This is a genomic window from Citrobacter sp. CK202 (assembly GCF_030333225.1).
Classification (GTDB): domain Bacteria; phylum Pseudomonadota; class Gammaproteobacteria; order Enterobacterales; family Enterobacteriaceae; genus Citrobacter_B; species Citrobacter_B koseri.
The window spans coordinates 20,681-33,864 of record NZ_JAOWGI010000007.1; the positions used below are offsets into that span (position 1 = coordinate 20,681).

General features: G+C 49.5%; 11 protein-coding genes and 1 other RNA gene. 6 read left to right on the top strand and 6 right to left on the bottom strand.

Translation table 11 applies throughout. The features are described from left to right. Positions 1 to 19: 19 nt before the first annotated feature. Complete coding sequence (gene grpE / locus OGX84_RS00135) at positions 20 to 613, bottom strand: nucleotide exchange factor GrpE (RefSeq protein WP_024130852.1); 594 nt, start codon at positions 611 to 613, stop codon at positions 20 to 22. A gap of 123 nt (positions 614 to 736) precedes the next feature. Between grpE and nadK the strand changes: the two genes are divergently transcribed. From nadK to bamE, 3 genes are all read left to right on the top strand, one after another. Next, a complete protein-coding gene (gene nadK / locus OGX84_RS00140; protein WP_024130853.1) occupies positions 737 to 1,615 on the top strand; it encodes an NAD(+) kinase in 879 nt (292 codons plus the stop codon). A gap of 85 nt (positions 1,616 to 1,700) precedes the next feature. After that, positions 1,701 to 3,362: a DNA repair protein RecN gene (gene recN / locus OGX84_RS00145; RefSeq protein ID WP_112002517.1), complete on the top strand. Its 1,662-nt coding sequence runs from the start codon at positions 1,701 to 1,703 to the stop codon at positions 3,360 to 3,362. A 149-nt stretch (positions 3,363 to 3,511) separates the two neighbouring features. Beyond that, positions 3,512 to 3,856 (top strand): outer membrane protein assembly factor BamE, encoded by a 345-nt coding sequence (bamE, locus tag OGX84_RS00150; protein ID WP_012134705.1) that lies wholly within the window; start codon positions 3,512 to 3,514, stop codon positions 3,854 to 3,856. A gap of 113 nt (positions 3,857 to 3,969) precedes the next feature. On the opposite strand, the gene OGX84_RS00155 is transcribed toward bamE, so the two are convergent. Beyond that, positions 3,970 to 4,260, bottom strand: coding sequence for an RnfH family protein (locus OGX84_RS00155; RefSeq protein ID WP_012134706.1), 291 nt, complete (start codon positions 4,258 to 4,260; stop codon positions 3,970 to 3,972). Beyond that, positions 4,250 to 4,687: a type II toxin-antitoxin system toxin RatA gene (ratA, locus tag OGX84_RS00160; RefSeq protein WP_024130854.1), complete on the bottom strand. Its 438-nt coding sequence runs from the start codon at positions 4,685 to 4,687 to the stop codon at positions 4,250 to 4,252. Before ratA ends, OGX84_RS00155 begins: the two co-directional genes overlap by 11 nt. Positions 4,688 to 4,856: 169 nt before the next feature. On the opposite strand from ratA, the gene smpB reads away from it, so the two are divergent. The 3 genes from smpB to OGX84_RS00175 all read left to right on the top strand — a co-directional run bounded on the left by smpB (position 4,857) and on the right by OGX84_RS00175 (position 7,293). Further along, complete coding sequence (smpB, locus tag OGX84_RS00165; protein ID WP_012134708.1) at positions 4,857 to 5,339, top strand: SsrA-binding protein SmpB; 483 nt, start codon at positions 4,857 to 4,859, stop codon at positions 5,337 to 5,339. Positions 5,340 to 5,484: 145 nt separating this feature from the next. Beyond that, positions 5,485 to 5,847, top strand: a transfer-messenger RNA (tmRNA) gene (gene ssrA, locus OGX84_RS00170). A gap of 204 nt (positions 5,848 to 6,051) precedes the next feature. Next, the gene (locus OGX84_RS00175; RefSeq protein WP_286457154.1) at positions 6,052 to 7,293 is read left to right on the top strand and encodes an integrase; all 1,242 of its coding nucleotides are present in this window, start codon (positions 6,052 to 6,054) and stop codon (positions 7,291 to 7,293) included. A 252-nt stretch (positions 7,294 to 7,545) separates the two neighbouring features. Here the strand turns inward: OGX84_RS00175 and OGX84_RS00180 are convergent, their stop codons facing one another. The 3 genes from OGX84_RS00180 to OGX84_RS00190 all read right to left on the bottom strand — a co-directional run bounded on the left by OGX84_RS00180 (position 7,546) and on the right by OGX84_RS00190 (position 13,174). Then, entirely contained in the window at positions 7,546 to 7,944 is a 399-nt protein-coding gene (locus OGX84_RS00180; protein ID WP_160179900.1) for a hypothetical protein, read from the bottom strand. Positions 7,945 to 7,949: 5 nt separating this feature from the next. Further along, positions 7,950 to 8,519: a hypothetical protein gene (locus OGX84_RS00185; protein WP_286457156.1), complete on the bottom strand. Its 570-nt coding sequence runs from the start codon at positions 8,517 to 8,519 to the stop codon at positions 7,950 to 7,952. A gap of 593 nt (positions 8,520 to 9,112) precedes the next feature. Beyond that, the gene (locus OGX84_RS00190; RefSeq protein WP_286457158.1) at positions 9,113 to 13,174 is read right to left on the bottom strand and encodes an NACHT domain-containing protein; all 4,062 of its coding nucleotides are present in this window, start codon (positions 13,172 to 13,174) and stop codon (positions 9,113 to 9,115) included. Positions 13,175 to 13,184 lie beyond the last annotated feature (10 nt).

The following is a 13,184-nucleotide window of genomic DNA, read 5'->3' on the forward strand; positions in this document are numbered from 1 at the left end:
CGGCACTACGGATGGCAAATTACGCTTTCGCCTTCGCCACCGTCACCATCGCCGCGCGAATAGTACGACCGTTCAGCGTATAGCCTTTCTGCATAATGCCCAGCACGTTACCCGGGGTAACATCCTCAGACTCCACCATCGCAATCGCCTGATGCACGTTCGGATCCAGCGGTACGTTGGTGTCAGCAATCACCTCTACGCCGAACTTACGCACGACATCCAGCATGGATTTCAGCGTCAGCTCAATGCCTTCGACCATTGACGCCATATCTGGATTCGCTTTATCCGCCACTTCCAGCGCACGATCCAGGCTATCGATAACCGGCAACAGCTCATTGACGAATTTTTCCAGCGCGAACTTATGCGCCTTTTCTACGTCCAGCTCGGTACGACGGCGCAGGTTTTCCATTTCCGCTTTGATACGTAACACGCTGTCACGTTCGCGATTCTGGGCTTCAGCAAGCTGCGCTTCCAGATTCGCAATTTTTTCATCGCGCGGATCCACCTGCTCAGCAGAAGCGTCTGATTCAACCGCCTCAACTTCTTCGTGCTGATCCATGATAATTTCTTCCGGGGCTTGCCCCTCAGGCGTTTTCTGTTCTTTACTACTCATGAATTTCTCCGCGTTTTTTTTCGCATTCATCTCGCTAACTTCGCTTATTATGGGGATCAGATTCAGGGTTTCAAGGGAAGCACTCACATTGTCATCAATCTTCGCTACAAGGACCTCGAGAAAATGAACAATCATTTCAAGTGTATTGGCATTGTGGGACATCCACGTCACCCCACTGCACTGACGACACATGAAATGCTCTACCGCTGGCTATGCACAAAAGGTTACGAGGTCATCGTGGAGCAACAGATCGCCCACGAATTACAGCTGAAAAATGTAAAAACCGGCACGCTGGCGGAAATTGGTCAACTGGCGGATCTCGCCGTCGTTGTCGGCGGGGATGGCAATATGCTCGGCGCGGCGCGCACGCTGGCGCGCTATGACATCAAAGTGATCGGCATTAACCGTGGCAATCTCGGCTTCCTGACCGACCTTGACCCGGACAACGCCCTGCAACAACTCGCGGACGTACTGGAAGGCCATTATATCGCCGAGAAACGCTTTTTACTGGAAGCTCAGGTCTGCCAGCAAAACTGCCAGAAACGCATCAGTACCGCCATCAATGAAGTCGTGCTGCACCCGGGAAAAGTGGCGCACATGATTGAATTTGAAGTGTATATCGACGAAACCTTCGCCTTTTCTCAGCGTTCCGATGGCCTGATCATCTCCACGCCGACCGGTTCCACCGCCTATTCACTCTCGGCGGGCGGCCCCATTCTGACGCCGTCGCTGGACGCCATCACGCTGGTGCCGATGTTCCCGCACACCCTATCCGCACGCCCGTTGGTCATTAACGGCAGCAGCACGATTCGTTTGCGTTTCTCACACCGCCGTAGCGACCTCGAAATCAGTTGCGACAGTCAGATTGCCCTGCCCATACAGGAAGGCGAAGATGTATTGATCCGCCGCTGTGACTACCACCTGAACCTGATACACCCTAAAGATTACAGTTATTTCAACACATTAAGCACAAAACTAGGCTGGTCAAAAAAATTATTCTAATTTAACGCCGCCCTCTTTACTGTATAAAAAACCAGTTTATACTGTATGTAATCACAGTTATGGTTTTTCATACAGGAAAACAGCTATGTTGGCACAACTGACCATCAGCAATTTTGCTATCGTTCGTGAACTTGAGATCGATTTCCAGAGCGGAATGACCGTCATTACCGGTGAAACCGGCGCGGGTAAGTCTATTGCGATTGATGCGCTCGGCTTGTGTCTGGGTGGCCGTGCAGACGCCGACATGGTGCGGGTGGGAGCAACCCGCGCAGACCTGTGCGCCCGCTTCTCACTGAAAGATACGCCAGCAGCGCTGCGCTGGCTGGAAGAAAACCAACTGGAAGAAGGGCGTGAGTGCTTACTTCGCCGCGTCATTAGCAGCGACGGTCGCTCCCGCGGCTTCATCAACGGCACCGCCGTGCCTCTCTCCCAGTTACGGGAACTGGGCCAGTTGCTCATTCAAATTCACGGCCAGCATGCGCATCAGCTACTGACCAAGTCTGAACATCAAAAATCCCTGCTCGACGGCTACGCCAACGAAGCACTTCTGATTCAGGAAATGTCCTCACGCTATCAACTGTGGCATCAAAGCTGCCGCGATCTGGCGCATCATCAACAGCAAAGCCAGGAACGCGCCGCACGTATGGAGCTGCTGCAATATCAGTTGAAAGAACTGAACGAATTTAACCCGCAGCCCGGTGAGTTTGAGCAAATTGATGAAGAATATAAACGACTGGCAAACAGCGGCCAGTTGCTGACGACCAGCCAGAATGCGCTGACGTTGCTTGCTGATGGCGAAGACGTCAATCTGCAAAGCCAGCTGTACACGGCAAAACAGTTAGTCACCGAACTGACGGGCATGGACAGCAAACTGTCTGGCATTCTGGATATGCTGGAGGAGGCCACAATCCAGATAACTGAGGCCAGCGACGAGCTGCGTCACTATTGCGACCGTCTGGATTTAGACCCCAATCGCCTGTTCGAACTTGAGCAGCGCATTTCTAAGCAGATTTCACTGGCGCGTAAACATCACGTCAGCCCGGAAGCGCTGCCGCAGTTTTATCAGTCACTGCTCGAAGAACAGCAGCAGCTTGACGATCAGGCCGACTCACTGGAAACCCTGACGCTGGCGGTGAACAAACATCGCCAGCAGGCGCTGGAAACGGCAAAAGCGCTGCATACTCAGCGTCAGCATGACGCGCAGGAACTGGGGCAGTTGATCACCGAAAGCATGCATGCGCTGTCGATGCCACATGGCCGGTTCACTATTGATGTAAAATTTGATGAGCATCATCTGAGCAGCGACGGTGCCGACCGCGTAGAGTTTAAAGTCACCACAAACCCGGGTCAGCCATTGCAGCCAATCGCAAAGGTCGCTTCCGGGGGCGAACTGTCCCGTATCGCGCTGGCAATCCAGGTCATCACTGCCCGTAAAATGGAAACCCCGGCGCTCATTTTCGATGAAGTCGATGTCGGTATCAGCGGCCCTACTGCGGCCGTTGTCGGCAAACTGCTGCGCCAGTTAGGTGAGTCAACTCAGGTAATGTGCGTCACCCACCTTCCGCAAGTTGCCGGTTGTGGTCATCAGCACTTCTTTGTCAGCAAAGAAACGGACGGCGCCATGACCGAAACGCATATGCAGTCGCTGGATAAACGCTCGCGGTTACAGGAGCTGGCTCGTTTACTTGGCGGCAGCGAAGTGACGCGTAATACCCTCGCAAATGCGAAAGAACTGTTGGCTGCGTAAACTTTTTTGACCCTTTAAGGTCTGAGTACAAAACAAAATCGCCGTAAGACCCGACACCAAAAGGTTTTAAAGTGGTGAAAGGTCTATTATCATCGGCATATTACATATGAGCCGCGTACTGCTCGGGCCCGAAAAGGAATCAAATCACTATGCGCTGTAAAACGCTGACTGCTGCCGCAGCAGTACTACTGATGTTGACCGCAGGCTGTTCCACTCTGGAGCGAGTGGTTTACCGCCCTGACATCAACCAGGGGAACTATCTGACCGCTAACGATGTCGCCAAAGTGCGCGTCGGTATGACGCAACAGCAGGTTGCTTATGCTTTGGGTACACCGATGATGTCCGATCCTTTTGGCACTAACACATGGTTCTATGTGTTCCGTCAGCAACCGGGTCATGAAGGCGTAACGCAACAAACCTTAACGCTGACCTTTAACAGCAACGGCGTGTTGACCAACATCGACAATAAGCCAGCGTTGACCGACAACAAGTAAGATTGTTTTCTGGTGTTAAAAAAGGTGCCATTGGCACCTTTTTTAATTATTGACGAACCTGAACCCGCTTTGCCGAAAGAATGCAGGCCTGATAAGCGTTCAGGCATCCATGATTATTTATTTGCCGATTTCTCCGCTCGCTGTCTGCGCAACTCTTTCGGATCGGCAATCAGCGGTCGATAGATCTCTACCCGATCGCCGTCATGAACCACGTCGGCAAGTTTTGTCGGGCGGCTATATATACCGACTTTGTTTTTAGCGAGATCGATATCGGTGCGCAGTTCCAGCAAACCGGAAGCACGAATCGCCTCTTCAACCGTCGCGCCTTCCTGCAACGTCACACGCTGTAAATACTGTTTCTCGGGCAGCGCATACGCCACTTCGACGACAATTTTAGCCGACACTGTAAACCTCTTTGGCCCGAACGGTGAACGCCTGCACCATATTAGAAGCCAGCTCTTTAAAGACGCGGCCAAACGCCAGTTCAATTAACTTGTTGGTGAACTCAAAATCGAGGTGGAACTCGATGCGGCACGCTTCCTGGCTGAGCGGCGTAAATTTCCACCCGCCAATCAACTTTTTGAAAGGGCCATCGACCAGATGCATCAGGATGCTCTGGTTATTCGTCAACTGGTTACGTGTCGTGAATGTTTTGCTGATCCCTGCCTTAGACACATCCACGGCCGCCGTCATCTGACCCGGCGTCGATTCCAGCACACGGCTGCCGACACATCCCGGCAAAAACTGAGGGTAGGACTGAACATCATTCACTAACTTATACATCTGTTCCGCGCTATAAGGGACTAAGGCGGTCCGGCTAATCTGAGGCATAGCAATTTCCATCAACATAAATCGAACAAATAATACCATTTATCCCCAGGTAAAAAAAACGCTATACCTCAACAGGGCCTACGCAGGTTCATGCTAAGATAACGCCTTATCCCCCGCAGGATGAAATGGGGTGTTTTTCGATTTCAGATTACCTATACTGAGCGGCATTATGACGAAGAAAAAAGCACACAAACCTGGCTCAGCCACTATTGCGTTGAATAAGCGCGCCCGACACGAATACTTTATTGAAGAAGAGTTCGAAGCTGGACTCGCCCTGCAAGGTTGGGAAGTTAAATCCCTGCGCGCGGGCAAAGCAAATATTAGCGATAGCTATGTCCTTCTCAGGGATGGCGAAGCGTACCTGTTCGGCGCAAACTTTACGCCAATGGCCGTCGCCTCAACGCACGTCGTGTGCGACCCCACTCGCACCCGTAAACTGCTACTGAACCAGCGCGAACTCGACTCCCTGTACGGACGCGTCAATCGTGAAGGTTATACCGTCGTCGCGCTTTCACTGTACTGGAAGAACGCCTGGTGCAAAGTGAAAATCGGCGTCGCAAAAGGTAAGAAACAGCATGATAAACGCTCAGACCTGAAAGAGCGTGAGTGGCAACTGGATAAAGCCCGTATCATGAAGAATGCAGGCCGCTAAACGTTCCCTGATAACACCGCTTTCGTTGCTGGCTATTTAAGCAAATCGTTCCATCACGCGAAATGAGCGGTAAATCCTTGAAGATAAGGAAAATCGGGGGCTGGTCACGCGTGTCACAACTCTGTTATACTTAACGTAACACATTGGGGCTGATTCTGGATTCGACGGGATTTGCGAAACCCAAGGTGCATGCCGAGGGGCGGTTGGCCTCGTAAAAAGCCGCAAAAAATAGTCGCAAACGACGAAAACTACGCTTTAGCAGCTTAATAACCTGCTCTGAGCCCTCTCTCCCTAGCTTCCGCTCTTAAGACGGGGATCAAAGAGAGGTCAAACCCAAAAGAGATCGCGTGGATGCCCTGCCTGGGGTTGAAGCGTTAAAACTAATCAGGCTAGTTTGGTAGTGGCGTGTCCGTCCGCAGGTGCCAGGCGAATGTAAAGACTGACTAAGCATGTAGTACCGAGGATGTAGGAATTTCGGACGCGGGTTCAACTCCCGCCAGCTCCACCAAAATTCTCCATCGGTGATTACCAGAGTCATCCGATGAAGTCCTAGAAGCCCGCACGGCGCAAGCCCTGCGGGCTTTTTTGTGCCCTCAATTTGTCCTGCTGAGTCTGAAGCAAACTAATTAAATCCGAACCTTTTAGGCACCTTGTTAGGCACCTCATAAAGCATTATTGTTTTTGAGGTGCCTAAAACTATGGAAACCCAACAATGGCAAGACAAACCAAACCTTTATCCGTCAAGGAAATTGAATCCGCCAAACCCAAGGAAGCGGACTACGTTCTCTATGATGGCGATGGCCTTGAGCTACTCATCAAATCAAGCGGCAGTAAAATCTGGCAGTTTCGCTACATTCGCCCTGTCACGAAGAAACGTGCGAAAAAAAGTGTTGGGGCTTACCCATCAGTTACCCTTGCTGATGCACGAAGCTACCGGGCAGAGGCTCGCGTTCTCCTGGCAAAACAAATCGATCCTCAGGAGCATCAGCAAGAACAACTCCGCAGTTCACTTGAAGCCAAAACCAACACTTTCCAACTCGTAGCTGAACGTTGGTGGAATGTGAAGAAAGCCAGTGTGACCGAGGACTACGCAGAGGATATCTGGCGCTCGCTGGAGAGAGATGTTTTACCAGCGATTGGCGATATCAGTATTACAGATATTAAAGCTCATACACTGGTTCAGGCCGTTCAACCGGTTCAGGCCAGAGGAGCGCTGGAAACCGTCCGTCGCCTGTGCCAACGAATCAATGAAGTCATGGTTTATGCTCAAAATACTGGCCTAATTGATGCGGTTCCTAGCGTCAATATTGGCAAAGCCTTTGAGAAGCCTCAGAAGAAGAACATGCCAAGCATCCGCCCGGATCAGTTACCTCAACTCATGCAGACTATGCGTAATGCCAACATTATCCAGTCAACACGATGCTTGTTCATGTGGCAGCTTCTTACAATCACTCGCCCAGCCGAAGCAGCTGAGGCTCGCTGGGATGAAGTGGATCTGGAAGCGCGAGAATGGAAAATCCCCGCATCACGCATGAAAATGAACCGTGACCACACTGTTCCATTGTCAGATGAAGCAATTGCGATATTGGAAATGATGAAGCCGTTAAGCGGCAACCGGGAATTTATCTTCCCTAGCCGTATCAAGCCCAACCAGCCAATGAATAGCCAGACGGTTAACGCTTCGCTAAAACGCGCAGGTTTTGGTGGGGTGCTTGTTTCACACGGACTGCGATCTATTGCTAGTACGGCCCTTAATGAGCAGGATTTTCCACCTGATGTTATTGAGGCAGCGCTGGCCCATGTGGATAAGAATGAGGTACGACGGGCATACAATCGGAGCGACTATCTTGAGCAGCGCCGTCCGATGATGCAATGGTGGGCTGACTTTGTTATCTCAGCAGATCGTGGAACTATTATTGGAGACGGTATTCGAGGCATAAGGCTTGTCGGTTAACATTTATATAAGCGCCTCAAAGAGGCGTTTATATCTTTCATTCAAATCTGTAACTCCGGTTAATAGATGATTATTTTTTATGCCTATATTCGCATCAAAAGCTTGCTTAACACTTTCAACATCTCGTAACCAACGTTTTATGATAGCTCCAGCCAAAATGCAAATAGCCCTGTTTTGCCTGGATACATACCCCTCACCTGAAGCGAGCTGCAGCTTCTTCAAATCAATCTATTTTTAAAACGAGACTGTAAGCTAACTCAATTTTTTTCGTAACATGAATAACTTTACTACTAACACCCACATGTATAAGGCCAAAGTCAGTGAAAGAAGTGATACAAAGCAATAGGCAGTTTTTACAGCATTATACCTTTTAATCGCCCCGCCCCCCAATTCATAGAGTGTATTTAGAGACTCTCCAATTAAATTAATTGTATCAGGTAAAAATATCGCAGCTATTATGAGAGCCATTAATGCAACGGGAAGTGCTTTTGATAACAAAACACCAGAAACCGTAGCACGTGCAGCAACGTTATCCTCTTTATACCGCTTTGGGATTATGTCGAGAGCTTTCGTAATCTCAGAATACCAAAGACTAAAAAGAATAGCAGCAATTGCCATGAGTAAACTTGAAGCGGAAAGTAGATCACTCATTATATTTATGGATTCGCTGGAATTTGAAACTTTGCACAAAGCTGATTGTAAGATGAAGGTGGTATTTCAAATGTCGATACACTACCCTTTTTCTTTATTACTGCTGAAAGACTGCCATCAATGTCAGCTAAAACTTTATTCAATTCATTCACAACATTTTGGCTATTTATGACAACGGTATAATCCTGGGTATTGTTCTGACGTGCAGCTCGCCCGAGAGTTGCTTTAAGAGTATTGTCAATATGTGGACGTAATTGATATTGAAATTTCGAAATTACAGATTTAATCAGTGAACGACTTTCAGTCAAAGTCGTTTGGAACAGACTACTGACTGTCCGTTCATCTGGAATTTCGCCGTTAAATGTGTGTTCAATCAATAATAGTAATCTATACTCGAGCATGTCACTTCCACGTTTGAAGACTTTTTGCCCTCTAAACATAGTAAGATATTCTTTGAGTGATGCTGTTGCGCAAGTGTTTAGCTGATTATTTAGATCTGCAATGTTGCATCCAAGTATAGCTGCGATCTCTGCTTCTTCAGCAGCTGTAAAATTAAGAGTGACTGTAATTTGCAAGATTACCTTCCTGTCCAAGTTTGCCATTTTCGTTAAAAAATTAAATTTAAATATTTCATATGGTTAGACAAAAATCTGTGTTCGTCATCTCAAAATTGAAATAAGTTTTCTTAATCCCAAGGGGGGATTTTCAGTACATAGGACATCCAACCTACTATATTTGGTGGGCAGTTTCCCCTGTTCACGCATTACATCTGCGATCATTACTTTGATTAAACTGGCACAGTCTTAATGAGATATGACTATCTCAATCTTACTAAGGGGTTAAGAGTATAGATGGCGCTCGATGATAACGATCTCATTCTGAGTGACGCGTTTACTTTAATATTCGAACTCGAAGACCACATAACTGCTTTACAAGTCATCTGGCATTTTCAGCCGACTTTGCCAAGTTAGCCTAGCCATCCAGAAGAGTGATGAAAAGATCATGAAGGGCGCTATCGTCAAACATATCTTGCTCAGACTCTTTCAACGACGAATACCATCATCAGGTCCAGCACAGAATGCCTCGAAGCGAAACCCCTCTTCTTTTCCAATAAGATCCCTAACAAGATCATCAAAGTCTGCGGATGAGAGATTTCTGAAGACGTAACTCATATGGTGGCTCCGTTCGCAATATGAGTGTTGCTCATACTCGAGACAATCTGATGGACATGAATACTCTTGTGAATATGTTGGTGATTCACGTAATACCTGTGCAAATTGCGCGTCTTGTTGGACCGATAATGAAAACCACGCTCTCCCCACATAAGCCATACCAATACCTTACCGGATTGCATCAAGTAGCGGTCAAGTAGATCACGACGTAGATAGCTGACAGAGCCACTGACTCCCGAATCATATTCGCCAACTTTGCGGTAAAGTGATGCCACACCTGTAGCATCATGCAAATCCCATTTATTCGCACGGTACCTGAGATTCAAAGCCTCACAAAGTTGCTTTGAGGGCAGGCTTGCACCACTGTTTTGGTTCTCCAAGCTATGGTAACTCTCCCAGTTGTAGCCCTGAACTGTGATATCTACCGGAACGCCATTGCCTGACCATCTCTCTGCGGACACCAAATTTTCATCGCTATCATCCTCTAGTTCATTTGCGACTAGCAGCCCCGGAATCGACGAGAAAGGCATCTCACCCGCATAGGTGTAATAGTGGCCAGGAGCATCAGGGATGGCGCTGTTGCCAGGGTATTCAAGATCAGTGAACAACCTACAAAGATTGTCAACTTCTTGGCTATCTACAAATACCCCTCGTAGAAAAGTGAAGACCTGTCTGTCATCCGCAGGAGCATTTTGTTCAAGAAAAGCGTCAAGCAGGACCCACGGCCCCGTCTTGCCATCAACTTCAGTGATCTCGAGGATGCCTCGGTAGTCAGGTTGCGGACCTCTCATGATCCAATCACCATCATCTGACGACTGTTCGCTGAACAAGGCTGGAAGTGGCAAATCAATGCTCACAGCGTCTAGCGGGAACGTCGGGTCGATATCTGCATCCGATGGACGAGCACTGCGGTCTTCGGAAAGGAGGCCCTGTGCGTATCGTATTCCCCACATCTCGAAGTAAGCTATCCAGCCGTACTTTTTGCCATATCGATCGATTTTGTGCTTGTCATCTCCCATACGAGAACCGGAGTACATTTGCCGATCAACAGCTTCAAACTGCTCAGGGTCATAACCAAGCATCAGCATTCGCGAAACAATTGCCGACAGCACCCGTTGATATTCTGGGTTGCTATCATCGTAGTTCCAGCGATCTGGAATAAGTCTCCCTATCGTGTAGTTGCCGAAGTCCATTTGAATCGCTGCGTCTTTTGCACGTTCGAGCACTGCCAAGTCGTAATGCGGCAAGACATCAAACGGATTAGGCAGATGGCTAAACGGAGGAAGCAGGTTCTTTGCCTCGTCCTCAGACAAGCAAGCCGGATCAACCATCCTTGCGATGGCAATGGTTCCCAGGCAGTACTGCTGATATAGGGCATGCCAAGTAGGATGCGACCCGCCAGGTGCGAACATCGATTCATAGATCTCACGAGCAACTTGGGGTAGTGCTTCACGCATCTCCACCGCATTCATATCCGACCAAGTGGTCAAAGCCGCACCGTAGGCTGCGGCGAACATTCGCTCGGGGACATATTGGTCTGAAACGGCAATCGACTCGACAGCCAGCCCGAAAAACTCTCTTGGCCGCTTGATTGCGAATTCATACAAGGTCTTGGTGGCCAAGTCGCGCAGGCTTCGGATCGTTGAAGTCAACGTCCACATCACCCATCGTGCCCTACGAGTATCTCGCTCGTCTAGAACACTCGATTTCCATCGGGACGACAGGAAATTAAAGTCATCTTCAATTTCCTTAGGTCTCTCTCTAACCCACTCAGACCAGAACAGGTCTCGCTGCGTATTTGGCATGGCCAAGAGCACGCCATGTGTGAAATCCATGTCAAACGGATGCGCTCTTGCTGCCCTGGTGCTCCGAAGTCTCTTGAAAGCTAATCGTGCAAACGGCTTTGATTCCTGCATCGCGCATGCAAACCGTTCAACCGTTTCCCGACTGATATGACGTGGGTCCGATTGTGCCGTCAACAACAGGGCGTTCATGATTAGATTCTCGTCTAGCAAGTCTTGCCAAAGCGAGCGGCGGCCACGATGTTGCGGATAGAGGCCCACCAAAGCCCGAAATACGTCATAGGCATAAGTGTGCGACCCAGACTCACGGAATTGAAACTGCGCGAGTCCCTCGTTGCTTTGCAGCCAATGCACCAAGTCAAGTTTAGCAAGCAGGTGATGCGCCATCATATGTCCGGCCATCAGGTCGTATGAAAACGCGATGCCCTGGACGCCTTCTCCTGAAGTCGTTCGAACGAGTACGCCTTCGGACTCCAGCGCACGAATGATGCTGACGTCCCAACGGCCTACGTCTCCAACTGCCGCCCGTGCCGTTTGGAACTCCACGCTTCTCGCGTTGCCATCCCAAAGGAGCTCCGCGATCGTTAGTAGTACATCTTGCACTTCTTCCTGATAGATACGATGCGCCGCCGGTGAAAGCTCAGCAATTCGTGCAGCTACCTTGTCGAAGTGCGCATCGAATAGGCTTGTAAGCGAACTGGGCAGCGCCTCCACCCCGACAAGGTGCTGGCGCCGAGGGTTCGCCACCTCACAGAAGATTTTCAGCGTCAATGGGTGCTGCAAGAACTCGATTGGCAGATCCGCGTCAGTGGCATCGATCCTGTAGTACTCAAAGTACTTCTCAATGGCCTGCTGCGGGGCTTCTTGGAATCCGTTGTGCTCAACTAGAGGAAAGTCCTCTGGCAGGCACATCGGCGCGAACTCATTACGTAGAGTGACAACCAGCAGGACATACGGAAAGCCCTCCAGAAGCTCTTGCGCTCGGGCGAGTTCATCTCTCCAGTTTCTTGGGTCTTCTGCTTCATTCAGACCGTCAATGACTATAGGGATGCGCTTGCCTGCGCGTTGACCTGCCGCATCAACGGCCTCAACCAATCGGTCGAAGCTTTCCGCAGGTCTGCCAGATATTTTGAAAGCAGACACAAGATCGTCAAGACCCTGGCCTGCGTGAAGGTTCTTGCCCAGTAGCAAGATACCACCGGGGAAATCTCCATCTGGCTCCGTCACCTTAACGGCAAGCTCGGATTTTCCTTCTCCTGCAGCTGCAAGAACGGCTACGGCTCGAACGCTGATCGACTGTTCCAGACTGAGCATCACCGATGAAAGTGCATGGATATCCGCAACCAGATTTGCGGTTAACGGTGCTCCATCTGAACGAGCTCCTCGCAACTTCGAGAGTAGCCTGTCATAGCGCACCGGTTGAGGAGGATTAGTAGCCAGCATATTTTTTATGGCGTCAAAGTCACCGCTGCCGAGTGCGGTGTGCAGGTCATTTAGCAGATCGGCCGATTCGTTGGCTCTAGCCAATAGTGAGTCAACTTCGGCTTTGAGTTCAGTTTTGAGTTGACCTGTTAATGAAGCAATTTCCGAACAATTTATCTTAAGGGAACTGGCGAGCGTCTCTAACGATTTCCATACACTCTGGGCACCCAAATGCTTAAGAACCTTCTCCTCGGCTGCGACGGCAACATGAACTTCTGGTTGGTAACGGCGTTTGAACGGAGCCGCAGCGAGCTTATGCTGCTCAGCAAGTAGCGCTGGTGTCAGAACAAGTTCACCGAAGTAAGTCTCTCGAAATAGTGCTCCAGGTCCGACGAGAAGTTCCTCTATATCCTCAGCAGTCAACAGCTCCAACTTAAGTTCAGGGAAACTATCTTTCTCCAGTGCGAAAAACCACTCTTGGTCATCTTTTGTCAGAGTGTGGCGTGTCCAGAGTTTCCAATTAGTTACGCCTGGAACATATTTGCGCGTCTTCTCGATACCCTCAACAATTATCTTACGGCGTTGGGCTCCCAAACCTTGTCCATTTGTCAATTCATACCATTTGCATTGCCAGCCAATCCAGCATGGCGGTGCTCCGAGAGCACAAGATTCGGTCAACTCAAGGTGGAATTCTACGCCTGGCTGGTTTGCGAGTTGCTTGAAGCGCCCGAAACATCCGTAATGTCGACGAACCAAAGCACGGCAAAGTTTCTCAAAATTTTCATCTGCTGCACCGGGTAAGTTGCTGAATACATCCCAATTTGCTTCAGGCATCGGCATTTCC